This window comes from Spirillospora sp. NPDC048819, assembly GCF_040650055.1.
In the GTDB taxonomy this organism is placed as follows: domain Bacteria; phylum Actinomycetota; class Actinomycetes; order Streptosporangiales; family Streptosporangiaceae; genus Spirillospora.
The window spans coordinates 181,100-206,636 of the sequence record NZ_JBEZGN010000011.1 but is presented as its reverse complement, the minus strand read 5'-3'; the positions used below and the strand labels follow the sequence as shown (position 1 = coordinate 206,636).

18 protein-coding genes and 1 pseudogene are annotated in these 25,537 nt (G+C 71.2%); 13 read left to right on the top strand and 6 right to left on the bottom strand.

The annotated features are described in order from the left end of the window. Positions 1-429: 429 nt before the first annotated feature. Positions 430-2,505, bottom strand: coding sequence for an ATP-dependent DNA helicase UvrD2 (locus tag AB0C35_RS18080; protein ID WP_358456824.1), 2,076 nt, complete (start codon positions 2,503-2,505; stop codon positions 430-432). 129 nt (positions 2,506-2,634) lie between these two features. Here AB0C35_RS18080 and AB0C35_RS18075 point away from each other — a divergent pair, with 129 nt between their 5' ends. Continuing rightward, on the top strand, positions 2,635-2,925 hold the full coding sequence (locus tag AB0C35_RS18075; RefSeq protein ID WP_358456821.1) for a mycoredoxin: 291 nt from the start codon (positions 2,635-2,637) through the stop codon (positions 2,923-2,925). Between the two features lie 153 nt (positions 2,926-3,078). Here the strand turns inward: AB0C35_RS18075 and nudC are convergent, their stop codons facing one another. Both nudC and AB0C35_RS18065 read right to left on the bottom strand, forming a co-directional pair. Further along, positions 3,079-3,990: an NAD(+) diphosphatase gene (gene nudC / locus AB0C35_RS18070; protein ID WP_358456818.1), complete on the bottom strand. Its 912-nt coding sequence runs from the start codon at positions 3,988-3,990 to the stop codon at positions 3,079-3,081. A gap of 22 nt (positions 3,991-4,012) precedes the next feature. After that, positions 4,013-5,413 (bottom strand): dipeptidase, encoded by a 1,401-nt coding sequence (locus tag AB0C35_RS18065; RefSeq protein ID WP_358456815.1) that lies wholly within the window; start codon positions 5,411-5,413, stop codon positions 4,013-4,015. Positions 5,414-5,564: 151 nt separating this feature from the next. Here AB0C35_RS18065 and AB0C35_RS18060 point away from each other — a divergent pair. Beyond that, positions 5,565-6,773 (top strand): annotated as a pseudogene (locus AB0C35_RS18060) (RNA-guided endonuclease TnpB family protein). A 144-nt stretch (positions 6,774-6,917) separates the two neighbouring features. Then, positions 6,918-7,202 carry a DUF4031 domain-containing protein gene (locus AB0C35_RS18055; protein ID WP_358456812.1) on the top strand — a complete coding sequence of 95 codons (285 nt, stop codon included), beginning with the start codon at positions 6,918-6,920 and terminating at the stop codon, positions 7,200-7,202. Here the strand turns inward: AB0C35_RS18055 and AB0C35_RS18050 are convergent. Then, positions 7,192-7,800, bottom strand: coding sequence for an HD domain-containing protein (locus AB0C35_RS18050; RefSeq protein WP_358456809.1), 609 nt, complete (start codon positions 7,798-7,800; stop codon positions 7,192-7,194). The genes AB0C35_RS18055 and AB0C35_RS18050 overlap by 11 nt on opposite strands. A gap of 201 nt (positions 7,801-8,001) precedes the next feature. Between AB0C35_RS18050 and AB0C35_RS18045 the strand changes: the two genes are divergently transcribed. From AB0C35_RS18045 to AB0C35_RS18030, 4 genes are read left to right on the top strand one after another with little or no spacing between them, the layout of a single operon-like run. Next, a complete protein-coding gene (locus AB0C35_RS18045; RefSeq protein ID WP_358456806.1) occupies positions 8,002-9,147 on the top strand; it encodes a siderophore biosynthesis protein in 1,146 nt (381 codons plus the stop codon). Next, positions 9,144-10,736 carry an IucA/IucC family protein gene (locus AB0C35_RS18040; protein ID WP_358456803.1) on the top strand — a complete coding sequence of 531 codons (1,593 nt, stop codon included), beginning with the start codon at positions 9,144-9,146 and terminating at the stop codon, positions 10,734-10,736. The genes AB0C35_RS18045 and AB0C35_RS18040 overlap by 4 nt, the downstream gene beginning before the upstream one ends. Continuing rightward, a complete protein-coding gene (locus tag AB0C35_RS18035; protein WP_358456800.1) occupies positions 10,727-12,388 on the top strand; it encodes an IucA/IucC family protein in 1,662 nt (553 codons plus the stop codon). Before AB0C35_RS18040 ends, AB0C35_RS18035 begins: the two co-directional genes overlap by 10 nt. Next, entirely contained in the window at positions 12,385-13,458 is a 1,074-nt protein-coding gene (locus AB0C35_RS18030) for a type III PLP-dependent enzyme (RefSeq protein ID WP_358456798.1), read from the top strand. Before AB0C35_RS18035 ends, AB0C35_RS18030 begins: the two co-directional genes overlap by 4 nt. Here AB0C35_RS18030 and AB0C35_RS18025 read toward each other — a convergent pair. Together AB0C35_RS18025 and AB0C35_RS18020 are read right to left on the bottom strand one after the other, a co-directional pair. Beyond that, complete coding sequence (locus AB0C35_RS18025) at positions 13,450-14,292, bottom strand: maleylpyruvate isomerase family mycothiol-dependent enzyme (RefSeq protein WP_358456795.1); 843 nt, start codon at positions 14,290-14,292, stop codon at positions 13,450-13,452. The genes AB0C35_RS18030 and AB0C35_RS18025 overlap by 9 nt on opposite strands. Then, positions 14,289-14,906, bottom strand: coding sequence for a maleylpyruvate isomerase N-terminal domain-containing protein (locus AB0C35_RS18020; protein ID WP_358456792.1), 618 nt, complete (start codon positions 14,904-14,906; stop codon positions 14,289-14,291). Before AB0C35_RS18020 ends, AB0C35_RS18025 begins: the two co-directional genes overlap by 4 nt. A 207-nt stretch (positions 14,907-15,113) precedes the next feature. On the opposite strand from AB0C35_RS18020, the gene AB0C35_RS18015 reads away from it, so the two are divergent. From AB0C35_RS18015 to AB0C35_RS17990, 6 genes are all read left to right on the top strand, one after another. Then, positions 15,114-15,608 (top strand): hypothetical protein, encoded by a 495-nt coding sequence (locus AB0C35_RS18015; protein ID WP_358456790.1) that lies wholly within the window; start codon positions 15,114-15,116, stop codon positions 15,606-15,608. Further along, on the top strand, positions 15,608-16,984 hold the full coding sequence (locus AB0C35_RS18010; protein ID WP_358456787.1) for a hypothetical protein: 1,377 nt from the start codon (positions 15,608-15,610) through the stop codon (positions 16,982-16,984). Before AB0C35_RS18015 ends, AB0C35_RS18010 begins: the two co-directional genes overlap by 1 nt. Continuing rightward, positions 16,981-18,465, top strand: a complete 1,485-nt coding sequence (locus AB0C35_RS18005; RefSeq protein WP_358456784.1) for a VWA domain-containing protein — start codon at positions 16,981-16,983, stop codon at positions 18,463-18,465. The genes AB0C35_RS18010 and AB0C35_RS18005 overlap by 4 nt, the downstream gene beginning before the upstream one ends. A 68-nt stretch (positions 18,466-18,533) precedes the next feature. Then, complete coding sequence (locus tag AB0C35_RS18000) at positions 18,534-19,655, top strand: AAA family ATPase (RefSeq protein ID WP_358456781.1); 1,122 nt, start codon at positions 18,534-18,536, stop codon at positions 19,653-19,655. Further along, positions 19,652-22,492, top strand: coding sequence for a hypothetical protein (locus AB0C35_RS17995; protein ID WP_358456778.1), 2,841 nt, complete (start codon positions 19,652-19,654; stop codon positions 22,490-22,492). The genes AB0C35_RS18000 and AB0C35_RS17995 overlap by 4 nt, the downstream gene beginning before the upstream one ends. Positions 22,493-22,711: 219 nt before the next feature. Beyond that, a complete protein-coding gene (locus AB0C35_RS17990; protein ID WP_358456775.1) occupies positions 22,712-25,360 on the top strand; it encodes a PQQ-binding-like beta-propeller repeat protein in 2,649 nt (882 codons plus the stop codon). Positions 25,361-25,537: the final 177 nt, after the last annotated feature.

Here is a 25,537-nt window from a genome sequence, read left to right as displayed (position 1 = left end):
CGTCACAGGCCCGGCCGTACTCACGAGCCGCACAGGCCGAGAACCAACTCGCCCTACCGGCCAAGGCTGCCCTTGCTCACACACGCACACGCCGAGAAACACGTCACAGGCCCGGCCGTACTCACGAGCCGCACAGGCCGAGAACCAACTCGCCCTACCGGCCAAGGCTGCCCTTGCTCACACACGCACACGCCGAAAAGCACGTCACAGGCCCGGCCGTACTCACGAGCCGCACAGGCCGAGAACCAACTCGCCCTACCGGCCAAGGCTGCCCCCGCTCACACACGCACACGCCGAAAAGCACGTCACAGGCCCGGCCGTACTCACGAGCCGCACAGGCCGAGAACCAGCTTGCCCTACCGGCCAAGGCTGCCCCTGCTCACACACGCACAGGTTGTGGAGGACGTCGGAGGCCCGGTCTGGTCGTAGTCAGGCGCCGCACAGGTCGAGGACTGCGTCGCCGTAGCGGTCGAGCTTCACCTTGCCGATGCCGGGGATGCGGGCCAGGTCCTCCATGGACTCGGGGCCGTGCTCGGCGATCGCCTGGAGCGTCGCGTCGGTGAACACCACGTAGGCGGGGACCTTCTGCTCGGCCGACACGCGGGCGCGCCACTCCTTGAGCGCGATGAGCAGTTCCTCGTTGAGCTCGGACGGGCAGTCCTCGCAGCGGCCGAGCTTGCGTTCGACGGCGGCGGTCAGCGGGCGTTCGCAGACGCGGCACGGCTGCGGGCCCCTGGTGGCACGCCGCTTCGTCCGGTCGGCACGGGCGGGGGTGTGCGTGGTGGTCTTGCCGGTCAGGCCGTCCAGGAAGCGGGACGGGCGGCGGTGGCGCGACCCGCCGGGCGAGCGCGACAACGCCCATGACAGCGACAGGTGGACGCGCGCCCGGGTGACGCCGACGTACAGCAGCCGCCGTTCCTCCTCGATCTCCGCGGGCGTCTCCGCGTAGACGATCGGCAGCGTTCCATCGGCGAGCCCGACGAGGAACACCGCGTCCCACTCCAGGCCCTTGGCGGCGTGCAGCGACGCCAGCGTGACGCCCTCCAGGGGAGGCGCGTGCTGGGCGGTGGCGCGTTCCTCCAGTTCGGCGACGAAGTCCGGGAGGCCGGCCTTCGGGTTGTCGGCGGCCATGTCCTCGGCGAGCTGGGCCAGCGCGGCGAGCGACTCCCAGCGCGCGCGGGCCGCACCCGCGCCCTCGGGCGGCTGGTCGGAGAACCCGGCCCCGGACAGCACGTGCCGGACGGTCATGATCAGCCCCGTCCCGTCGTTCTCGGCGTCGCCGCCCGCCCGCGCCGCGCCGCGCAGCCTGACCACCGCCTCGCGGACCTCGGGCCGCTCGAAGAACCGTTCCGCGCCGCGCAGCACGTAGGGGACGCCCGCCGCCGCCAGCGCCGACTCGTACGTCTCGGACTGCGCGTTGATCCGGTACAGGATCGCGATCTCCCGCGCGGGGACGCCCTCGTCGACGAGCTTGCGCGCCCGGCGTGCCGCGTCGTCGGCCTCGGCGACCTCGTCGTCGTACTCGTTGAACACCGGCTCGGGGCCCTGTTCACGCTGGGCCAGCAGCTCCAGTTTGTGCCGGACCGCCCCGTCGCCCCTCGCCTGCCCGATCACGCCGTTCGCGAGGCGCACCACCTGCGGCGTCGACCGGTAGTCGCGGACGAGCTTGACGACCTTCGCGTCCGGGTGCTCGCGGGTGAAGCCGAGCAGGTGGGACGGGGACGCGCCGGTGAACGAGTAGATCGTCTGGTTGGGGTCGCCGACGACGCACAGGTCGTCGCGGTCGCCGAGCCAGGTGTCGAGCAGCATCTTCTGCAGCGGGTTGACGTCCTGGAACTCGTCCACGACGAAATACCGGTACTGCTCGCGGACCTGGTTCGCGACCTCCCGGTGCTCGGTGAGGACGGCCGCGGTCAGCTCCAGCATCCCCTCGAAGTCGAGCAGGTTGCGTTCGCGCCTGAGCTGCTCGTACATCGCGTAGACGCGCGCCACGTCGACGATCTCGGCGGGCGGCTTCCGGCCGGCCGCGACGACCGCGGCGGGGTAGTCCTCGGGCCGGTGCTGGGTGACCTTCGCCCATTCGATCTCGCTCGCGACGTCGCGCAGCTCCGTGCGCCCGAGCGACAGCCGGCACGCCCGCGCCGCGTCCGCCACCAGGCCGATCTTCGAGTCGATGATCTTGGGCGGTTCGCCGCCGACGACGCGCGGCCAGAAATAGGTGAGCTGGCGCAGCGCCGCGGCGTGGAACGTCCGCGCCTGGACGCCGGGCGCGCCGAGCTGCCGCAGCCGGCTCCGCAGCTCCCCCGCCGCCCGCGTGGTGAACGTCACGGCCAGCACCCGCTGCGGCGTCACCACGCCGGTCAGCGTGGCGTAGGCGATGCGGTGCGTGATGGCCCTGGTCTTGCCCGTCCCGGCACCGGCCAGCACGCACACCGGCCCCTTCACCGCCTCGGCGACCGCCCGCTGTTCGGGGTCGAGTCCCTCCAGCACCGACTCAGCCAACATCCCCCCATACTCGCAGCCCGCACCACCCGTCACGGCCATCACGCCACCTGTGGACAACTGGAATGCGCAGCGTGTGTCTACTGTTCTCCGGAGCGGACCGTACGAACGAACGAGGGAGACGACGCAGCGATGGCGACGCCGACGACCGACCGGGCCAAGGGCCCGACCGGCCAGCTCACCATGTACACGACGCGGTGGTGCGGGTTCTGCCGCCGGCTCAAGAGCCAGCTCGCCCGCGACGGCATCGAGATGGTGGAGGTCGACATCGAGCGTGACCCGGAGGCCGCCGACTTCGTCATGAGCGTCAACGGCGGAAATCAGACAGTTCCGACAATCCTCTATCCGGACGGCTCCGCCGCCACCAACCCCAGCGCCAAGGAAGTCAAGCGCCGCCTCGCGGAACTTCAGAACGAACGCTGAACAGAAGGCCCGCCGACCATGAGGACGGCGGGCCTCGCCATCCCCGCATGCGCGGGGAGCACTCACTGCCGATGGTCACCGTCGGAACCGTCTGGGGACCATCCCCGCAGTGGCGGGGAGGTTACGCACCGCTCACTATAGATGACCCCTCCGTCAGAAGGGCGGCATCTTGGGGAGGTCGCCGCCGTACCAGCGCATGATGAGCTGGGCGGCGATGGACAGCGGGCCGGGCGCGACGATGTCGCCGGCGTCGATGGCCGTGCGGAGTTCGTCGCGGGTGTACCAGGCGGCGTCCAGGATCTCCTCCGGGTCGGGGTACAGCGGGACGTCGCCGTCGGCCCTGGCGGTGAAGCCGAGCATGAGGCTCTGCGGCAGCGGCCACGGCTGGCTGCCGAGGTAGCGGACGTCCCGCACGGGCACCCCGACCTCCTCCTTCACCTCCCGCGCGACGGCCTGTTCGAGGGATTCGCCCGGTTCGACGAACCCGGCGAGGATCGAGCGGCGGTCGGCGGGCCACTGCGGGCCGCGGGCCAGGAGTATCCGGTCGGCGTCGTCCGTCACCAGCATGATCACGGCGGGGTCGACGCGCGGGAAGTGCTGGGATCCGTCCTCGGGGCAGACGCGCACGTGCCCGGCGGACGCCGTCCGCGTTTCGGCGCCGCAGCGCGGGCAGTACCGGTTGTTCCGGTGCCAGTGCTCCAGCGCCACGACATGCGTGAGCAGTCCGGAGTCCTGGTCGCCCAGGAGGGCGCCGACGCGGCGCAGCCCGGACGGCTGCGTCCCCTCGATGGCGGGCAGCGGACCCGGCGTCCCGAAGTAGGCGGTGCCGGCGTCGTCCACGCCGAGGAGCCAGCGGTCGCCGTCCGGCGCCTGCTCCGGCGGGACGAGGACGAGCGCGGGGCTCGGCTCGTAGCTCACCAGCGCGCGGCCGTCCTGGACGACGAGGACGCGGGTCTTCGGGTCCGCCCAGGCCGCGTCCAGCCAGGCGTCGTCGCGGCGGTGCAGCGCGAACCTGTCCAGGGTTCCGCGGGCGAGCGCCAGCCACTCCAGGGGGCCATCGGTCACGTTCTGCTCCTTTCCAGGGGGTTCAGCGCAGCGCCGAGGCGAGTTCTTCCCACAGGTACGCGGCGGCCTCGGCGCCCTTGAGGAGCAGCGGTATCTCGACCTTCTCGTTCGGGGCGTGGATGCGGTCGCCGTTCAGGCCGACCGCGACGAAGATCAGCGGCGCGTCCAGGATGTCGGCGAGGTCGGCCTCGGGGCCGCTGCCGCCCTCGCGGGTGAACAGCACCTCGGTGCCGAACGCCCGTTCCATCGCGCGGCGCGCGGCCTTGACGCCGGCTGAGTCGATCGGTGAGAAGCAGGGCCGGACGCCGCCGCCCTGGACCCGCACCTCCGCCTCGACGCCGGGCGGGGTGTTCTGGGAGACCCACGCCTTGAACGCCTCATGGACCTTGCCCGGATCCTGGCCGGCAACGAGCCGGAAGGAGAGCTTGGCGTGTGCGTCGCGGGGCACGATGGTCTTGCCGCCGGGGCCCGTGTGCCCGCCCCACATGCCGTTGATCTCGGCGGTGGGACGCGCCCAGATCCGTTCGAGGGTCGTGTAGCCCTTCTCGCCGTGCGCGGCGCGGCTCTCGCCGGCGCCCCGCAGCCACTCGTCCTCGTCGAACGGGAGCCGCGCGAACAGTTCGCGCTCCTCGTCCGTCAGCGGGACGACGTCGTCGTAGAAGCCGGGGAGGGTGACCCGGCCGTCTTCGTCGTGCAGGGCGGCGAGCAACGCCGCCATGGCCCGCAGCGGGTTCGGCACCGCGCCGCCGAACGAGCCCGAGTGCAGGTCGGACGCCGGGCCGCGCAGCGTGACCTCGGCCTCGGTCAGCCCGCGCATCCCGGTGCACATCGACGGGACGTCCGCCGCCCACATCGTGGTGTCGCTGATGACGACGGCGTCGCAGGCGAGCCTGTCGCGGTGGGTGCGCAGCAGGTCGGCGAAGTGCACCGACCCCGACTCCTCCTCGCCCTCCACCAGCAGTTTGATCGTGACGGGCGGCGCCTGCCTCCCGGACGCGGCGAGCGACGCGCGGATCCCGAGCGTGTGGAAGAAGATCTGCCCCTTGTCGTCGGACGCGCCGCGCCCGATGAGCCGGTCGCCGTCCTCGACGGGCTGGAAGGGGTCGGTGTCCCACTCGGCCAGCGGCTCGACCGGCTGGACGTCGTGGTGGCCGTACACGACGACGGCGGGTGCGCCGGGGTCCTCGGCGGGCCATTCGGCGTAGACGGCCGGGAGTCCGGGGGTCTCCCAGATCTCGACGGAGGGGAAGCCTTGACCGCGCAGGTATTCGGCGAGCCACTCCGCGGATTTCCGGACGTCCCCGGCGTGCGCCGGGTTTCCGGAGATGGACGGGATCCTCAGCCACTCCTTGAGGTCGGCGATGAACCGGTCACGTCCGGCCTGGATGTGCGCGACCACGTCGTTCGGCTGTACGTCGTTCACTGAACCTCCGGAGGATGCCCCGGCCTTCAGGCCGGGGAGGAATCCGGACTCCGTCAGGAGCGGCCCGGCTGCGCCGGGCCGCTCCTGGAACCGAGCCCTCTGATAACCGAGAGTGCCTGCACATGCACAAACGGTGTGTAAAGTGGCGGTCATGCGGACGGCGTACAAGTGCCGGGCCTACCCCGACCCCGAGCAGGCGACCCTCTTCGGCCGCACGTTCGGCTGCGTGCGCCTGGTGTGGAACAAGACCCTCGCCGAGCGCCGCCGCGCCTGGCGCACCGAAGGTAAGCGCACCACCTACCTGGAGACCGACGCCGCGCTGACCGCCTGGAAGAAGACCGAAGACTAGGCGTTCCTGAACGAGGTGTCCTCGGTCCCGTTGCAGCAGGCGCTGCGGCACCAGCACTCCGCGTTCGCCGGGTTCTTTGCCGGACGCGCTCGCCACCCGCGCTTCAAGACCCGCACCGGCCGCCAGTGCGCGCACTACACCCGCTCGGCGTTCCGCATCCGCAACGGCGAGTTGTGGATGGCCAAGACCCGGGTGCCGCTGGCGCTGGTGTGGTCCTTCGATGAGGTGGATCTGGCCGGGTTGGACCCGACGATGGTGGTGATCTCGCGGGAGCCGGACGGCCGCTGGTATGTGACCTTCGCCGTCGACACCGGCGCCGGTGAGCCCGAGCCGCTGCCGGCCGCCGGGCGCCAGATCGGCATCGACCTGGGCGTGAAGGACTTCGTGGTGACCTCCGACGGGGACCGCATCGCCAACCCCCGGCACCTGGAGCGCAAGGCCCGCAACCTGGCCCGGTACCAGCGGCGCATGGCCCGCTGCCAGAGGGGCAGCAACAATCGGCGCAAGGCCAAGGCCAAGGTCGCCGCCGCCCACCGCAAGGTCCGCAACGCCCGCGCCGACTTCCTGCACCGCACCAGCACCAGCCTCGTCCGCCAAGCGGACGTGATCGTGGTCGAGGACCTCGCGGTCGCCAACATGGTCCGCAACCGCAGCCTGGCCCGCGCGATCTCCGACTGCGGGTGGGGCGAGTTCCGGCGCATGCTGGAGTACAAGGCCGCACGCGCCGGACGGACCCTGATCGTCATCGACCGCTGGTACCCCTCGTCCAAGACCTGCTCGCACTGCGGGCACCTGCTCGCGGAGTTGAGCCTGTCGACCCGGCACTGGACGTGCCGGGGTTGCCGCACCCGGCACGACCGGGACCACAACGCGGCCAAGAACATCCTTGCGGCTGGTCGAGCCGTAGCCGGGCACGCCCCCGGCGAGGTCTGTGGAGCTGATGTCAGACGGCAAGGGCCCTCCCTTCCGCAATCGGCCGTGAAGCAGAAACACCCACGGCGCGAGCCGTAGGAATTCTCTCCCGGCAGGGAGAGGAGGAAGTCAACAGCATGCCCCTTCGCATGTGTGTACTGTCGGGCTGAGTTTCCCTCATCCGGCGCTCGCCTACGTCCGTGCCCGTCCAGCCCGATCCCGGTCACGTCCCCCGGAGCCGTCTTGATCCTCATCGATCCGCCCCTGTGGCCCGCGCGCGGCCGCGTCTGGTCGCACATGGTGAGCGATGTCTCGTACGAGGAACTGCACGTCTTCGCGGCGGAGCTGGGGATGCCGCCGCGGGCGTTCGAGCGCGACCACTACGACGTCCCGTCCGAACTCTACGAGACGGCGGTGTCGCTGGGGGCGCAGGCGGTGGGTTGCCAGGAGCTGCTCTCGCGCCTGACGGCGGCGGGCCTGCGCCGGCGGAAGGCTTACCGGCCACGGGGATCCGCCGCTAGGCGTTGAGGAGCGCCAGCTCTGTCCGGATGTTGTTCCTTGCGCGTTCTTCGAAGCGTTCCCTGGCCGGGGCCGTGTGGAAGAGTCTGGGCAGCGCGAGAAGGCCGTTGAGCACTTGGGCGCGTCCCGCGCGGAAGAACTCGTCGGGGACGAATGCGTACTCCTCGCGGACGGCGGCGGCGTATGCGGCGTACTGGTCGGGTTCCGCACCGAGGATGGCGAGGTCGGCGTCGCACAGGACCTGGCCGTTCCGGTCGTCCTCGCCTGGCGCGTGCGTGGTGGTGAGCTCGACCAGGCGGACGACTTCCTCGATGTCCGGTTCCCGGAGGTCGGTGTCGGTGAGCATGCGGGCGGCGAGGCGCGCGCTGCGTTCCTCGTTGTCGGCGCGTTCGGGGTCGTAGACGGCGTCGTGGAACCAGGCGGCGAGCCGGACGAGGTCGGCGGCGGAGGCGTGTCCGGCCAGTTCGTCCACGAGGTCGAGGACGGCGGTGAGGTGGCGGCGCGTGTGGTAGCGGCGGTGCGGCTCGCCGTAGCGCTTGTCCAGTTCCGTTCCGATATGCCGGGTGTGAGGCCCCGCGAGCGCGACCCACCGGTCGACGAGATCCATGGCCCCCATCCTGTCGGATCGCCGAACGGGCCGGGACACGCGATGTCATCGTTCTTGCCTACCGCATGCGGCACCGCCACTATGGTGACAGCGAGTTAGGCAAGGCTTACCTCACTCACCGGCCTGTCTCGCTCACCGGCTCGTCGCAATCACCGGCTCATCTCACTGACCGGCTCATGTCTCGCACTGGAAAGGCCGCTCGTGGCCGCCTCGCTCTATCTGGTCGCCGGAAAGGCGACCGACGCGGTGACGCACGGGTTCCTGCCCGCCGCCGCGCGCCTGGGCCTCGACACGACGCTCCTCACCGACCGTCCGGCCGCCCACGCCGGGACGCACGGCGGACCGGTCGTCGAATGCGACGTCACCGACTTCCGCGAGATCATCGCGGCCATCGGCGGCGAGCCCGCGGCCATCTTCTCCAACAGCGACTTCCTGCAGGCGCCCGCCGCGCTGGCCGCCGCCTACTTCGGGCTCCCGGCCAAGGACTGGCGGGCGGCGGCCCGCGCCAAGAACAAGGCGCTCATGCGGCGGCACCTCGCGTCCCTCGACCCGGTCTTCTCCGCCGACGCCCATCAGGTGCCGGCGGACGCGCCGTATCCGCTCGTCCTGAAGCCCCGCGAGGGCGTGGCCAGTGAGGACGTGTTCCTCGTCCAGAACGCCGTGGAGCTGGCCACGCGACGCGACGAGATCGCCGCGCACCGGGACGACCCCCTGGTGGCCGAGGAGTACCTTCCGGGACGACTCCACACACTGGAAACGCTGGGCGACGGGCGGGAGCTGCGTGTCCTCGGCTCGTTCCGCACGACCCTCTCGCCGCCGCCGTTCTTCGTGGAGGAACGCCTGGAGTGGACGGCCCCGCCCCCGGAAACACCGCAGATCCTGGAGCAGCTCGAAGCACTGGGCGTCGGTTTCGGAGCCTGCCATACGGAATTCGTCGTCCACGAGGGCCGCGCCCGCATCATCGAGGTCAACTACCGGCTGATCGGCGACCACTGTGACTTCCTGCTGGCCGACCTCCTGGGCGTGCCCCTGTTCGAGGAAATCCTGAACGTTCACCTGGGTGGACCCCTTCAGTCCTGGCGCACCCCTGACCGAAGGCACGCCATCGCCGAACCGGTCATCGCCGACCGCTCGGGCAAACTCACGGCGGCTCCCGGCCCCCTCCAGATGGACGACGGCCCAGTGCGGCTGGCCTACCGCCCTCAGCGCTCGGTGGGAGACACCGTCGCCGTCACCCGCACCAACCGCGACTACCTGGGCACGGTCCGCGCCATCGGCCCCGAGGCAGACGAGGTGAACGCCGCACTGGCGCGTTTCCGCGCCGCCCACGACTGGACGATCGCGTGACCGACGACGACATCGAGGGCCGACTGGCGGCCCGGGTTCTGGACGCGCTCCTCCGCGAGAACTACGCGGGCCTGCACCGCCTCATCGGGCACCGAACGCCCATCGGGCACCGGACGCTCGACCTGCCGGGTCGTCCCGTACGCCTTCTCGACGCGCGGCCGGCGTTCCTCTCCGAACTCGTCGTGGACCCGGCGGAGAATCTGAAGCTGAGCGACGTCTTCACCGCCGTCCGCGCACTGGCGGACCCGCGCGACGACGTAGCCGCCTTCGAGCGGGAATGCCTGGACGCCCTGGCGGCCGTCAAACTCCACGGCGACGCGCGTCCGGCGGTGTACCGGCGGCTGGCGCGCATCCCGCGCGAACTGCGGACCGGCCCCGGGACGTTCTACGAGACGCTCGCGGCCTACAACGACCACCCGGTGCATCCGATGGGGCGCAGCCGCGCGGGCCTGTCCATGGCCGATCTGAGCCGCTACGCGCCCGAGTTCGCGCCGTCGTTCCCGCTGCGCTGGGCGGCCGTGCGGAACCCGGTGCTGGCGGGGTCGCTCCCAGGCTGGTGGCCGGCCCCCGCCGATGTCGGCCTGCCCTCCGCCGACGCGCTGTTCCCCGTCCACCCGCTCGCGGCGCGGCACGTGAACGCGCTCCCCGGCGCGGCCCTCGCCCCCGACCCGTACCTGCAGGTCACGCCCACCCTGTCGATGCGGACGGTGGCGGCCACTCCGCTCGGGCACGTGAAGATGCCGCTGCCGACCAGCACCCTCGGCCTCCGCAACCGCCGCACGATCATGCCCGGCACCCTCCCCGACGGCGCGCTCGTCGAACGCATTCTGCGCCGCGTCCTCCTGCACGAATCCGCGCTCCCGGTGCTTCTGACCGACGAACAGACCTATGGCCATGCACAGGACCCGCTTCTCGGCTACCTCGTGCGGCGCTTCCCACCCGAAACCGCACACGCGCACATCGTCCCCATAGCGGCACTGCTCGCCGAGGCCCCCGATCACGGTCACGTGATAGAAGGCTGGGACGTCAAGCCGCTCTTCGATGCCTACCTGTCGGCACTGTTCTCATGGAACGTCACCCTGTTCCGCTACGGCATCGCTCTAGAGGCGCATCAGCAGAACGTCGCCCTCGTCCTGGACGACGCCCCGCCCCGCCTCCTGATCAAGGACAACGACGGCGCGCTGATCAACACGTCCCGGCTCCGCGACCGACTCCCGCCGTCCCCCGGCACGGACCCGCGCGACCTCGTCGACCGCAGGATGACGACCGATGACGACGAGGCGCTGGCCCGCGTCTTCATCACCATCACGCTGCACCTGTGCGCCGCCGCCCCCGCCCTCGGACTGGCCGAACGCGGCCTGCTCCCCTGGCGCACCGGCCGCGCGATGATCCGCGACCGGCTCGCCGAGGCCCTCGGCCCGGACGAGGCGTTCCTGCGCTCCCGCACGCTCGACGCGGACACGCTGCCGGGCAAGGCCATGGTCACCGCCGGAACCCTCGTCGACAAGGCGCGGACCGGCGCGGCCGACATCAACAAGCACTACGGCCCGCCAGGGCCGAACTACCTGCGGGACACCACGTGCCCGTAACCGGAACCACCGCGCTCACCGACCGCTCTGCACAACTCACGGGACCCGACGTGCTGCTGACAGAACCCGGCATCTCCGCCGACGACGCCACCTCGACCGCGCTGCTGAACTGCCTGATCCGGGAGGTCTGCGCGCCCGAGCAGCAGGTATGGCCGGACGGCGCGCACCTGGTGGCCCGTCTGCCCCGCGCGGGCGTCGTGCTCCGCACGGGGCTTGCCCGTCCCCCGGTCGGGCCCACCTACCGCCTGGCGCCGCCCTACGAGGAGCGGCGTGGCGACGAGTGGATCGCTGCTCCCTGGGACAGGCTGGCGAACCTGGTGGCCGGTGAGCTGGAACTGGCCACCGGCCGCGCGAACCCGGAGTTCCTCACCCAGGTGGGCGACAGCCACAACGCGCTGGCCGCGATCATCGCCGCACGAAGCGAACCTTCGGACGGCCGCTACATCGACTCGGAACAGTCCCTGGTGGCGGGGCACCGTTTTCACCCGTCCCCGAAGTCACGCCAGGGGTCACCGTCCGACTGGCTTGCATACGCGCCGGAAACGCGATCTCGTTTCCGTCCCCATTGGCTGGCCGTTCCGGAAGACCTCATCGCCGAAGAAGGGGACCCTGACGCGTTCAAGGCCCTTGAGCCGTACGGGCCGCCGTCCCCGCCCGGCCGAAGGCTGCTCCCCGTCCACCCATGGCAGTTCTCTTTGATGGCGGACAATCCCGTCCTACAGGACGCCTTGGCGCGGGGCCTGCTGCTCAACCTCGGCCCGTCCGACACCGAGGCGGTGCCCACATCGTCCGTCCGGACGGCGTATCTGCCGGACGCCGACGTGTTCTGCAAATTCAGCCTGGACGTGCGCATCACCAACTGCGTCCGTAAGAACGCCTGGTACGAGCTGACCGGGGCGATAACCCTCAACGAACTACTGCCGCCCATCTTCGAAGAGCTGAACTCCACGCTCCTCGCCGAACCCGCCTACCGCAGCACCACCCTCGCCGACCGCCGCCTGTACGAAGGCTTGGGCGTGATCCTGCGCCAGGGCATCAAGGCCCTCCCCGGCACACCGCTGCTGGCCGGCGCACTGTCCGACCCCTACACCACGTTCCTCGCAGATCTGCCGGCCCTGGCGGCGCCCGACAGCGCCCAAGCCTGGTGGGACGCCTACGTGGCGCAGGTCGCGCCCCCGGTGTTGCGCGCCTACCTGGACCACGGCGTCGTCCTGGAACCGCACCTCCAGAACGTCCTCGTCTGCGTGGACACCGACGGCATGCCCATCCACACGGCGTTCCGCGACCTGGAGGGCACGAAGCTCACAGCGGGCCGCTGGGATCTGGGCCATCTCCCGTCCCGCGTGGCCGAAAGCCTCACCTATGCCCCGGACCGGGGCTGGAACCGCGTCGTCTACTGCCTCGTCGTCAACCACCTGACCGAGATCGCGGCCGCGATAGCGGACCTGCACCCATCCCTGGAGCAAATGCTCTGGCAGACCGCGAGAAAGCATTTCGCCGCCCACGACCACCATCCGCAGATAAGGGCGCTCTTGGCCGGCGTCCCCCTGCCCGCCAAGGCGAACCTCCGCACACGCTGGTCGCGCACGGCCGACCGCGGCGCAACCTACGTCCCCGCCCCCAATCCGCTCGCCGCACCCCGTCCGCTATGAACGAGTACGCCGTCGGCCTCGACAGCTACCCCGCCTACATCTACGACCTGCCCGGCCTGGACGCACACGCCGCCGAGGTCCGCGCCGCCCTTCCCGACACGGAACTCTTCTACGCCGCCAAGGCCAACCCGGACGCCGAGATCCTCCGGACCCTGGCCCCACACGTGGACGGCATCGAAGTCTCCTCCGGAGGCGAACTCACCCACGTTCGCGCAACACTGCCCGACACCCGCATGGCCTTCGGCGGCCCAGGCAAGACAACCGAAGAACTCTCCCTGGCACAGCAGCTCAACGTCGACCGCATCCACGTGGAGAGCCCGCGAGAACTGTCCCGCCTCCCAGGCCCGGCCAGCGTCCTCCTACGGGCCAACCTGCCTCTCAACACCCCGAACGCCGCCCTCACCATGAGCGGCCCATTCGGCATGGACGAGCCCACCCTCGACGAGTGCGCCCGCCGCATATCCGAAACTCCCCACATCGACCTCCGCGGCATCCACGTCCACCTGGCCTCCGGCCTGGACGCTCCCGCAATGCTGGACTTGGCCACGCAGATAAGGGACTGGGCACTTCCCTGGCTGGAAGCCCACGGAGTACGCGACCCGGAGCTCAACATAGGCGGCGGCATGGCCGTCGACTACACGAGACCCGACACCCGCTTCGACTGGCGGGCCTACGGCCAGGGCCTCCCCGCGACCCCGCCCCTGCGCATCGAACCGGGCCGTGCCCTGACGGCCTACCACGGCTGGTACGTCACCGACGTCCTGGACGTGAAGACCACCCGCGGCGAGACCTACGTGATCCTCCGAGGCGGCACCCACCACCTGAGAACCCCGGTGACCAAGGGCCACGACCAACCCTTCAAAGCCCTCACCGCGAGCGGCCCGGAGAACCGAGCCACCCTGGTGGGCCAGCTGTGCACGCCCAAGGACGTCTTCGCCCGCGACGTCCTCGTCCCGCACCTGTCCCCCGGCGATGTGATCGCTTTCACCATGGCCGGCGCCTACGCCTGGAACATCTCCCACCACGACTTCCTCATGCACCCGAAACCGGCGTTCCACTACCTACGCTGAGCCGTCACCGGAATGGATGATGGACACGATTCTCAGCGCCGCCTCCGCGAGCCCCCGATCCCCCTCAATCCGAACGCGCTCAGCAGCACGATCAGGGGTGATTCCACGGGTGCACAGTCGCCATGCAGTATCGGCGTCGAGTTCGACCAACCCCGCGGGACGGGCACGCGTCTCCCGCCGCAGCGCCCAACGACCGGACCCCCGTATGCAGGCCCAACCGCCGAACCCGGTGATGACCACTTGCAGGACGGTGCCCTCCTCTGCACCGACATCCCGCAGCGTGTACGGCAGCGCCCGCATGAACGTGTCGAGGACGGGTTCGAGATAGCGCGGGTCCATGAGCCCCGCCCGCCCGGTGGCGTCACAGATCTGCTGGTGGTGCGTCCAGTACTCGCTGAAGTCCCGCGCGGCGTCCAGCCACACCGGGTGCGGTTCGGAACCGGCCCAGGAGACCGGGTCGCCCATGGCCTCCATATCGGCCGCCCGCCAGAACTCCGCGATCTGGTCACCGGCGCCCGCCAGCATTTCGATGAGGAGCCGCGGGCTGACACGGCGCGCCGCCGTGACCCACTCGTCGTTGATGCGGTCGATGAAGAGCGGGAACGCCTCACCGTCCCGCGGCTTCAAGCCCGTGTACTGATCGCGGCCCCTGGAGAGCCGTCCAATGTGGTCGCCCAGCACGTGGGCGGCGATGTCCTTGACGGTCCACCCAGGGCAGACGGTGGGCCGCGTCCATTCATCGGGCCCGAGGCCGCGCAGCAGTCCGATGAACGCGGCCTGCTGCTCCGCGAACAGGTGCCGGACGTCGATCGGCGGACCGAGCCAGGCGCTCATGTGCGCACCGAACCGTGCCAGCGCCAGGACGTGAGACGCGAAAGGCCCGGAAGCTCCGCACGGCCGGTCGCCCACAGCAGCGTCGGCCATGGGTCCGTGTCACGCGGTGCGTCTGGGAACAGGCGTCCGAGCACACGCGAACACAACCCGGCGGGCGGCTCCCACAGCAGCCCCAGGCCCTCCGCGAGGTCATGGGTATGAACGAGGATTTCCACGATGCCCATCGCGGCGAAACCCTCGGGATCCGACGCCCCGAAAACATGATGGGCCCGCGCGTCCGGCGGTGTACTGCGCACCATCGCGATGAGCAGCCCGCCGCACGCCTCCAGAACCTGAAGGAGCCCGGCGGGCCCGGCCTCACGGTTCGCGTGGACGGCGTTCGCGGGACCACCGGGCCTCCGGCTCTCCCACACGAACGGCACCTCGCCGTCCATCGGCGGCGTCTTCGGCCCGAGCTGGGCGGCATAGGCGAACAGGTCGTCGCTCAGGTGCTCGACGGTCTCCCAGCAATCCCATTCGAGCGACCCCGCCTTGGCGTCCCAGGCACCCGGAGGCGCCTGCCGCAGCGCGGCGACGGCGAGTTGCACGGCCAGGTCCAGATCCTCAGCGGTCACGGCATCGGGCATAAGCCGACGCTACCCGGCCCTTGATCCATCGAGCGGCCGCGAAGGGACGCGGCCTGCGCGCGGCGCATGCCGTCTTCCTCCACGGCGCTGTGCGCGAACGGCGGCGGAATGTCGGTGGGGGCTGGAAGGCTGTGCCGCACCTGACCGGTCCGGGTCGGGGTTCGTGATCGGCCGTGCCGAGGTGCTGGAGGTCAATTGGACGCGGGCAATGCCGGGTGGGAACGGCGGAGCGCGGTGCGCGTGGTGCCGCCCGTCCAGCCGCGCAAACTGGCGAAGGTGCCGTTCGTCGAGATGGCGGACGGACGGCTGCAGGGAGTCGTGTCGAGCGGTTCGGACATCGCGCGGGTGTACGTGTCGTCGATCGCGTCCGGTACCCACGGGTTCAGCTGCAGTACCAACAACAACCGGCCGTGCGGCGGGCTGTCGGGGTCGTATCCGTGCAAGCACTTGCAGGCCCTCGTGAAGGAGGCCGTCCTGCAGTACGGGGTCGACCGGGTCGCCCGGTACCTGAAGGCCGACGTGGACGAGGACAGCGATCTCCTGCACGCCCTGGACGGGCGGAAGGAGGAGGCGCAGGCGGCCGTGGTGTTCAGCCGGTTCCTCCGGCATCTGGCCTACCTGGAGTTGCCGTCGTCGACCGCGCCTCTGGCCGAGATGCAGTGGTTCCCGGCCACGGGGGCGGTGCGCTGATGCTAGCGGTACAGCTCGGTGAGCTGGTCGGCGGAACGCCGCCGGGGGTGGACGAGGCACTCGACGTCGTCGCCGGGTTCGACGAGGCGCTCGCACACGGGTTCGGGCGCCTCGGCGAGGAGCAGGGCGCGGCGCTGACCGCACTCGCCGGGGCCCTGGCCGGGTCTCCCCTGGGCGGTCCGGTGGCGGAGGCGGTCGAGAAGGTCGCCGCGGGTTCCGTGGCGGACGCGCATCTGGTGACGCTGGCAGGGGCGCGCACCGCCCTGTTCGGCGCCGTCCACGACGCCCTGGCCGGGCATCTCGACGCGGCGCTCGGCCGGTCCCGGAGCGAGTGGGAGGCGCCGGGCCCGGGCGCGGCCGAGGCCGAAAACCTGCTCAGCGGGTGCCGGTCGTGGCTCGGCGAGCTGGCCATCGCGGGCTGGCGCGGCGTTGACCACGATCTGGTGTCGGCGTCCGACCAGGCGATCGAGGCGGCGCTGGCCGAGCCGCGGCTGCGGGGCCTGGGCGTCCTGCTGGACGGCCTGGCGGCCGAGCTGCGGGCGTCGTGCCCGGTGGCGACGATGGGGCGGCTGCCGGCGCGGCGCTGGAGCGACCTGTGGGCCCGCGGAATGCTGCTGTCCCATCCGGGCACGCCCGGCCAGGCCGCCGAGACCGTTTCGGGGCGGCTGCTGCTTCTGGGTGTGGACGTCCATGAGCACTCGACGGCCGTCCAGGTGCAAGTCCATGCGCTCCTGGAGTCCGCGGGCGAGCCGCCTCGGCTGGTGCGGGTCAGTGCGGGTGCGACCAAGGTCGACACGATCGTCGGGCCGGCCGTTTGGCGGCTGCTCGGCGAGCATCCCGTCCTGCTCGGCGCCCTGGCCGAGCGGCGGACCGTGGACGTCCAGGACGTGCTCCTCACCGGCGGCGACCTGCTGTGGGACGACGGCCGAGCCGAAGCCGGCGACGTCGCCGATCCGTTCGCCACGGCCCGCGTCCAGCTCGGCGAAGCGCTCGCCGCCGCCGTCCGGCCGCTCGACCGTCATCCCGTGCGGATCGCCGAGCCCGTCCTTCTGGAGGGCTACACGGTCAACGGAACGGCACTGGAACTGGACGGCCGGTCCCTCGGCATCGATCTGGACCGGCTCCCCGCCAGCGGTCCGCTGACGCCCGAACTGGTGGCCGCGTCGTCGGCGTGCATCGGGCTCGTCCGGTGGGACGGCCAGTGGAGGGTGCAGCCTCTCGCCGTCCAGGCGACGGTCAAGAAGAAACCCGTCGAGGCGCACAACGGGGACTGGGCGCTCGGCCCCACCGACCCCAAGGTCGTTAAGGCGGAGGCGCGCTCGGGTGACGCCGTGGCGGTGCTGCGCGAGCGGGCAGGACGGCTGCTGCGGAAATGAGCACCCAAGACGCACAAGACGCACAGGATGCGCAGGACGTCCCGGAGCCGGCCGGCCAGAGCGCCGAGGCGAACCGGCGGCAGGTCCTCTACTGGCGGTTGCTGGCGCGCGTGTTCGATCCGGAGGAGCACCCGTCGCTGGAGTCGGCGAGCGTCGCGATCGTGGACGACCTGGACCTCCCGCCCGCGCTGCTCGACCCGGGAGTGTCGGTCGACAACCTCGTCCAGCGCTTCCCCGCCCTGGCCGCCGAGTTCGAAGACCTGGCGAACCCCGCCGCCACCACAGCAGACACCGCCGCGAACGCCGACACGACGGACGGCGGCAACGCGAACGACGACAGGTCGGCCAACGGCGCGAAGAGCGGTTCCACGGCTGACGCCGGCGCGGCAGACGCCGAGAGCGCGAGCAGCGGCATCGGGAGTGGAGGTGCGGCCGGCGGCGGAGGCGAGGTGCGGCGGGCGGCGCTGATCTCGAAGCTGCTCCTCAACGCGTTCCAGACCGGTAGCGGGAGTGTGACGGCGAACCAGCTCGGGGCGTGGCAGAAGGACGCCGGATGGCTGAAGCAGGCGCTCGGGGAAGAGGGCGCGGGCGAGGTGTCGGGCGTCCTGGCGGAGCTGGAGGGCGACCTCGTCGGGCGGATGCGGCTCAGGGAGGTGCTGGCCGACCCGAAGCTGGCGAGCCGGCTGACCCCGAGCATGTCGCTGATCGAGCAGTTGCTGCGGGACAAGGCGAACCTGTCGGGGGTCGCGCTCGCCAACGCCAAGTCGCTGATCCGCAGGTACGTCGAAGAGGTCGCGGAGGTGCTGCGGACGCAGGTGCAGCAGACGAGCGCCGGCACCGTCGACCGGTCGGTGCCGCCGAAGCGCGTGTTCCGCAACCTCGACCTGGATCGGACGATCTGGAAGAACCTCACGAACTGGAGCCCGGACGACGAGCGGCTCTACGTGGACAAGCTGTTCTACCGGCACACCGCCAAGCGCACCACGCCCGCGAAGCTCATCGTGGTCGTGGACCAGTCGGGGTCGATGGTCGACTCGATGGTGAACTGCACGATCCTGGCGTCCATCTTCGCGGGGCTGCCGAAGGTGGACGTCCACCTGATCGCCTACGACACGCGGGCGATCGACCTGACGCCGTGGGTCAACGACCCGTTCGAGGTGCTGCTGCGGACCAAACTCGGCGGCGGCAACGACGGCCCGGTCGCCATGCAGATGGCACGGCCGAAGATCACCGATCCGCGCAACACCGTGATGGTGTGGATCTCCGACTTCTACGAGTTCGACCGGTCGCAGCCGCTGTTCGACGGGATCGAGGCGGTGCACCGGTCGGGGGTGAAGTTCATCCCGGTCGGGTCGGTGAACAGCTCCGGGACGCAGATCGTCAACCCGTGGTTCCGGCAGCGCTTCAAGAGCCTCGGCACACCGGTGATCTCCGGAAAGATCCAGAAGCTCGTGTTCGAGCTGAAGAACTTCCTCGCATAGCACTCCCCCGCACAGTCACGCCGCACTCACGCGACCCGCGCCGGTCGCACGCTGAAAGGTAGGCAACGATGCCCGACGAGATGCTCCGCGCCCCCGCCGAGGCGAAGTACGCCGAGGAGCTGGACTGGCTGGAGTCGGTCGACGACGGTCCCAAGCCGTTCGCGTGGCGGCTCAGCCCGAAGATGGTGCGGCTGTTCGTCCTCGGATCGGAGCGGTCGGACGGCCTGGAGCGGGAGATCCCGCAGAAGTGGTTCGGTGACCGCAGCTTCGTCGAGCGCAGCATCGTGACGCTGGCCTCCGACCGGGGGCTGCTGCTGATCGGCGATCCGGGCACCGGCAAGAGCTGGCTCGCCGAGCTGCTGTCCGCCGCGATCTGCCGGAACTCGACGCTGGTCGTGCAGGGCACGGCGGGCACCACCGAGGACCACATCAAGTACTCCTGGAACGTCTCCATGGTGATCGCCAAGGGGCAGTCCCGGGCGTCGATGATCCCTTCGCCGATCATGACGGCGATGGAGTCGGGGGTGATCGGCCGGTTCGAGGAGCTGACCCGCTCGACCAGCGACGTGCAGGACGCGCTGATCTCGATCCTGTCGGAGAAGTACGTGTCGATCCCCGAGCTGGACGACGACAACATCGTGTTCGCCCAGCCCGGCTTCTCGATCATCGCGACGGCCAACAGCCGGGACCGGGGCGTCAACGACCTGTCGTCGGCGCTGAAGCGGCGGTTCAACTTCGTCCGCATCCCGGTGGTGACGAACAAGCGCAGCGAGGCGGAGATCGTCCGGTTCCGCACGTCGGAGCTGCTGCGCCGCCACCAGATCGAGCTGGAGCTGCCGCCGACGCTGCTGGACGTCCTGCTGCAGAGCTTCGCCGACCTGCGCGCCGCCGCCGCGTCCGCCACGAGCGACGACGAGAAGCTCGAGTCGGCGCTGTCGACGGCCGAGCAGATCGGTGTTCTGGAGGACGCCATCCTGCACAGCCAGTTCTTCGGCGACCGGACGCTGCGGCCGGAGACGCTCGGCGGTTCGCTCGTCGGGTCGCTGGCGCGCCGCACCCCGGAAGACCTCGCCATCCTGAACAAGTTCTGGCACGGCGTCATCGAGCCGCGCAGCAAGAAGGAGGGCGAGGGCGGGCCGTGGCAGGGTTTCCTTGAGGGCGGCCGCGACGCGATCTCGACGCTTTCATGAGCGGCCGGCCCGAACCCGCCGGCGTCTTCGGGGCGCTGCGGGAGCAGTTGACGGGCGCCGCGCACGCGTTCGGCGGGGACGCGGTGTCGGGGATCCTTTCGGGGCTGGTGGACGACGTCGGCCGGGCGCTGCGGGAGGAGCTGGAGATCTTCCCGGTGTGCCACCATTCGCCGGCGTCGGCGCTGGCGATGGCGCGGCGGCTGCACGACAAGCGGCCGTCCGTCATCTATCTGGAGTTGTGCGAGGACCTCGCGCCGCTTCTCACGGAGCTGCGGAACTGCCGGCTGCCGGTGGCGCTGCAGGCGTTCGCCACCGAGCTGGACGGGTTTCCGGCCGCGTGGTCGCCGCTCAGCGTCGTCGCGCCGATCACGGAGGCCTCGGCGGAGTACCAGGCCATCTCCTACGCGCTCGACACGCCGGGGGTCGAGCTGGTCCTGGTCGACCGATCCACCGACCACGTCTTCCAGTGGGACCCGCGGAAGGACACCGCGGAAACCGCGGAAACCGCCGAGAGCTCCGAGGGCTCCGAGAAGTCCGAGAACGAGGCGGACGGCGACGGGGCGCTGCACGGCGATTCCGTGGGGGTCGAGATCGGTGACCTGCGTCCCCGGTTCGCCGAACTGGAGGCGCATCTGCTGCACCACGGGAAGGTGCGGCACTGGTCGGAATGGTGGGACCAGTACGTCGAGCAGCCCCTCACCGGCGCCGACTACGACACCTACCGGCAGGTGATGGTGCTGATCGGCAGCCTGTTCCGGCGGCTGCGGCCGGACGGCGACGAACGGAACGGGCTGGACGAGAACCGCGAGCGGTACATGTGGACGCGGATGCGCGAGCACCTGGCGGCGACCGGGACCGACCCGTCCGAATGCCTGTACGTCTGCGGGGCGTTCCATGCGGCCAGTCATGTCGAGCAGTTCGGGCTGGCGTCGGACGCGGAGCCCTTCGACATCACGCCCCGGACGTCCACGCGCTGGCAGTACGGGCTGATCCCGTCCAGCCATTCGGCGATCGAGGCGCAGTTCGGGCTGGCGTCGGGTTCGGTGTCGATCGCGGCGGCGACGTGGGCGAAGGCCGTGAAGCGGAGCGGTGTGAAGCCGTTCCGCCTCGAAGGGCAGAAGGGCGCCGCGAAGCCGTCCAAGGCCAAGGCCGGGCAGCCGGCCAAGGGCCGCAAGCCGGCCGACCGCGGAGAGGACCCGCCCGTCGCGGACCGGCTGTCGGGGTTCCTGGCGAGCCCGCCCGCGCTGGACGACCTCGACGAGGCGGAGCTGCTCGGCTGGTGCGTCGACATCGTCCGGCTGGCGCGGCGCAACGGGTACATGGCGAGCACCGCCGACGCCATCGCCGTGTTCGAGACGTCCGTCCTCCTCGCGGGGATGCGGGGGCGGGCGCGTCCGACGCCGTACGACTTCCAGGACGCGGCGATCACCTGCATCGAGAAGGACGCGGTGCCGGGCCGCCGGGACGTGCGGCGGCTGTGCGAGATCCTCCTCGGCGGCGACCGGATCGGCCAGGTCGGCTACGAGTCGCTGCCGCCGCTGGCCCGCGACGTCCTCGACCGGCTGGAGCCGCTGGGCCTCGACCTGGAGAAGCGCACGATCCAGCGGGCGCTGCTCGATCTGAACGCCGACCCGCGGCTGGTGCCGTGCTCGGAGCTGCTGTGGGTGCTGCGGCGGCTGCTGCCCGACGACGCGGTCAGGCCGATCATGGGTTCGCGGAAGCTGGGCGAGCGGTCGATCCAGGAGAGCTGGGACCTCGCGATCGGCCGCAACCAGCGGGCGCTCGTCGAGCTGGGCTACGAGGGCGTCACCGTCGAGCAGGTGCTGGAGCAGCGGCTCCGCCGGGCGGTGTGGGATCCGAAGGCCACCGCCGCCGTCGCGTTGCAGGCGGTCGAGGACGCCATCCTGTATCTGGGCGGACGCCGGTTCGTCGACGAGCTGGGCGCGCGGGCGGTGGAGCTGCTGGCCGCCGAACGGACCGTGGACGACGCGCCGGAGGTGCTGCGCCGCATCCGCCGGCTGCTGGCGCACTACCGGGCGACCGAGCCGGAACTGCCCGGATGGTGCCAGTCGTTCGTCACGGCCGGGTACGCGCATTACTGCACGCTGCTGCCGACCGCGTTCCTGGACGAGGACACCGGCGTCCGGCAGGTCGCGGCGATGCTGGGGTTCCTGTTCGGGATGGAGAGCCTGGCCCTGTCCCTCGGCTGCGATCACGCGCAGCTCGAGCTGGCCGTGCGGCAGTCGCATCCGGAGGCGCCGGCGAAGGTGGCGCTGCTGTGGGCGGCGAAGTCGCAGCTCGGCCTGATGCCGCTCGCGGAGCTGCGCGGACGGTGCGACGAGCTGCTCGCCAACCCGCTGGTCATCCCGGCGTTCCCGCACTACATGAGCGGGTTCGTCCAGGCGCTGGAGCCCGCGCCGACGCTGGCGCCGCTGGTGGTGGAGGTGATGTCGAAGGCGTTCGCGCGGCTGCCCGACTCCGTCCTGCTGCCGTGGCTGCCGCAGCTGATCACGACGCTGCGCAAGCATGCGCGGGAGCTGGTGCCGGTGCTCGTCCGGGAGGCGGCCCGCACGTTCCCGGCCACGCTGGACGGTGTGGACTCGTGGGTTCCGCCGTGGGAGCGGTCCGCCGCAGCGCCGGTGACGGCGCCCGCCGCGTCCGGCCCCGTCTCGGCCCTGCTGGCCGCAAACCCCGCCGCATGCGATGAGGTGGCGGCACTACTGGGGCTTCCCGCCGAGTGGACCGCGTCCCCCGCGGCGGGCAACGAGGAGGTGAACGCGCTGCTGCGACGCCACCCCGCGACCGCGGACGCCACGGCGACGCTCCTCGCCGTCTGAACCGGCCGGCCCGCCCGGGACCTGCCGCGGATCGGCCGCGGATCGGACGGGAGTGGCGACGGGTGGCCGGAAGTGGCCAAGTTCGGGTGAAATCAAGCCGAACTAAGTACTTGTTCCGGACATCCGATTCGGTGCGGTTGATCGATGCCTTCGACGCGCCTGCGTCGCGGCGAAGCGGCCTCCGCGGTTTTGTCATGCTCCCGTGGGAAAGGTGCGGCCTTGCTGCCGAAGTCGAACAGGTCACGTGCTCTGGCGGCGGGGGGTTTCCTCGCGGTTCTCGTGCTGGTCTTCGGGGTGATCCAGGCATGCGGCGATGGCGGCTCGGACATCGATCCGCTGCCGAACGGAGAGAAGCGGCCGGCGGCGTTCTCGTTCGGCGACAAGGCGATGTGGGATGAGCGCAAGCTCGGCATGTCCAGAGTCGCCGGTGTCGAACTGCGCGGTGATGTCGCGATCGTCGCCGGGGACGTCGGTCTCGGTGCGGCGCGCCTGGCCGTGGTCGATGTCCGGACCGGGGCGCCGCACTGGACCGTGGACGCCGGTTCCCCGTTGAGGGGCGGCGGCGGCGCCGTCGCCCATCAAGGCAACGGTTACCGGGCGGAGTACCTGCGGAGCGTCACGGGCAGCCCGGCCGTGTACGGCGAGGGTGGCGACTGGACGGTCCTGGTCCAGTACACGGTGGGCAGCCGGAACGACGAGACGGAGATCGGCGTCGCGGCGCTGTCCGGCAAGGACGGCGCCGTCCGCTGGAAGCAGCCCCTCGTCCGGCCACGTTCCGGCGACGAGGGCGACGACGACCGCGACAAGAAGACTCGGCTGCTCGCCGCGGATGCGGGGGTCGTCCTCGCGAGCGTGGAGTCGAAGCAGGGCGTCGACCCGAAGACCATCGCGCTGGACGCGGCGACGGGCGGGAAACTGTGGGAGCACGAGGGCGGCTGGGCGTACCGGTTCGCCGGCGGCCTGGTGCTCGGGGAGACGCGCGGCGAGCGGCCCCCGCCGGTGGGGTGGGGGGAGGAACGGAAGGGCACCGACGTCTTCGCCCTGGACGTGAAGACCGGCGAGAAGCGGTGGGACCTGGGTGAGGCGTTCGAGAGTTCCCATCTGGAGGCGGCGGCCGGCGGGACGGCCGCCATCACGGTGAGGGAGCGGAAGCCGGACCGGACGTACATGGACCGCCGGACGGCACTGTTCGACGTCGCCACCGGCCGTGACATCACCGCGGGCGGATCCGCCAAGGGCGGTGAGGCGGGGAAGACCGACCGCCTCTACTCCTGCGCCGACGACGGTCGCACGCTGATCGCGTGCGGGGGTCCCGACGGGCGGCTGGTGACGATCCGGTCCGGTGCGGGCGCGAAACCGTTCGCCACGGAGAAGCCTCCTTTCGACGAGAAGACGCTGGCCCGCGTCCGCTTGGTCTGGCAGGACCGGATCTTCGTTCACGCATCGGCCGACGGCGACCGTCCCGCGCGGCGCGCCGTGGTCGACCGGGCGGCGAACCGGGTCGGGTCGGCGCCGCCCGGCGAGGTCGCCGCGGTGTCGGAGAAGGCCGTCGCGTACCGGGTGCGCCGGGAGGGGTCGTCCTCGTCCACGCCGGACGGGCTGGTCGTTCACGCTGCGGCCGTGGGCACGGAACCGTCCGAGCCCAGCGGGCCGGGAGCGCCGACGGTGAAGCCGCCCCGGATCGACGCGGCGCCACTGTGGACGGGACACACCGCCGGGACCCTCGCCTCCGTCCCGGAGTCGCAGTCGAAGTCGGCCAAGGACACCGGTCTGGTTTCGGTGCAGAGCATCCGGCTGGCCGGCGACACGATCGTCTACACCGGCCGGGACGCCAAGGACGACGACCTCGACAAGCAGGTCGTCGCGGACGCGGCGACCGGGAAGGTGCGGTGGTCGGTCCGCGAAGGCACGTCCCTCGGCGGCGGCGACGAGGCGCACTTCATCGGCGTGCCCCATCTCGTGGACGTGGGCGGGACGTGGCTGTCGCTCGTGGAGTATTCGGGGCGTGGGGACGAGGAGGGCGTCGCGGCGCTCTCCCTCAAGGACGGAAGCGTCCGGTGGAAGAAGCGGACGACGGGCTCGAACAGCCACGCGATCCTGAGAGCGGCCGACGGCACGACGTTCGCGGTCGACGTGTCGAGGTACGGCAGTCCGGCGAACGCGGACGAGATGATCGTCTACGCGACCGCGACGGGGAAGGAACTGTGGCGCGAGCCCAGGGTGGAGCCGGAGAGCGTCGGCGGCGGTCTCGTCCTCGCCGCCGATCGCGGCCCCGTCAAGGACGGGCGGCGGGAATGGCGCGACATCATCGCGTACGGGGCGTCGGACGGTAAGTGGCGCTGGCAGCTCGGCGGCTGGTACCGCGAGCCGGAGCTGCTGTACGACGAGGGCGGCAAGACGATCGTCATCGGCACCGCGGACGGCGGGGCCGTCCTCGACCGGGCCACCGGGCGCGAACTGGCCAGGACCTACACGCCCCTCGCCCGCTGCGACGGGGACGGCGACACGCTCATCGTGTGCCATGGGGGGCCGGACAAGCCGGGAAGCGATGCCGGTGTGCGCGCGGTGACGATCCAGACCCGCGACGGCGCCACGAAGATCAACGACCTGCTGGAGACGGGATTCCTCACCCGCTACGGGGCGATCGGGGACTTGTTCGCCGCCGTCCGGCCGGCCAGGACCGGGGCCCGCGCCGAGGCCGAGCGGTTCCTGCTGCTCGACGGGGAGGGCCGGCTGGTCTCCGACGACCTGCCGGGCAGGCCGAGGGCGATCGGCGGCGGGTTCGCGGTCCTGACCCCGTCCAAGATCGTTAATGGCCTCGGCGGCGCCGGCGCGGCGAGCTTCAGCGTCCACCGCGTCCGCAACTGAGCACACGACGCGGGTGCGGGCTCGGTGCAGGCGTGGCGCGGGCTCCGCGCCTGCCCGGGGCGGGCCCGGCCAGGCCAGGCCCGGCCCGGCCCGCGCCTGCCAGGGCCCGCGTGCGAGCGAGGTGCGAGTGGGGTGCGGGAGAATTTCCGATGATTCTTTTCGGCGAGCCCGGCATGT

Excerpts from the sequence above, each read along its gene's own strand:
- AB0C35_RS18000 (WP_358456781.1), top strand. The coding sequence starts at position 18,534 with ATGCCCGACGAGATGCTCCGCGCCCCCGCCGAGGCGAAGTACGCCGAG.
- AB0C35_RS18030 (WP_358456798.1), top strand. The coding sequence starts at position 12,385 with ATGAACGAGTACGCCGTCGGCCTCGACAGCTACCCCGCCTACATCTAC.
- AB0C35_RS18080 (WP_358456824.1), bottom strand. The coding sequence starts at position 2,505 with ATGTTGGCTGAGTCGGTGCTGGAGGGACTCGACCCCGAACAGCGGGCG.
- AB0C35_RS17995 (WP_358456778.1), top strand. The coding sequence starts at position 19,652 with ATGAGCGGCCGGCCCGAACCCGCCGGCGTCTTCGGGGCGCTGCGGGAG.
- AB0C35_RS18010 (WP_358456787.1), top strand. The coding sequence starts at position 15,608 with ATGCTAGCGGTACAGCTCGGTGAGCTGGTCGGCGGAACGCCGCCGGGG.
- AB0C35_RS18075 (WP_358456821.1), top strand. The coding sequence starts at position 2,635 with ATGGCGACGCCGACGACCGACCGGGCCAAGGGCCCGACCGGCCAGCTC.
- AB0C35_RS18005 (WP_358456784.1), top strand. The coding sequence starts at position 16,981 with ATGAGCACCCAAGACGCACAAGACGCACAGGATGCGCAGGACGTCCCG.
- AB0C35_RS18025 (WP_358456795.1), bottom strand. The coding sequence starts at position 14,292 with ATGAGCGCCTGGCTCGGTCCGCCGATCGACGTCCGGCACCTGTTCGCG.
- AB0C35_RS18050 (WP_358456809.1), bottom strand. The coding sequence starts at position 7,800 with ATGGATCTCGTCGACCGGTGGGTCGCGCTCGCGGGGCCTCACACCCGG.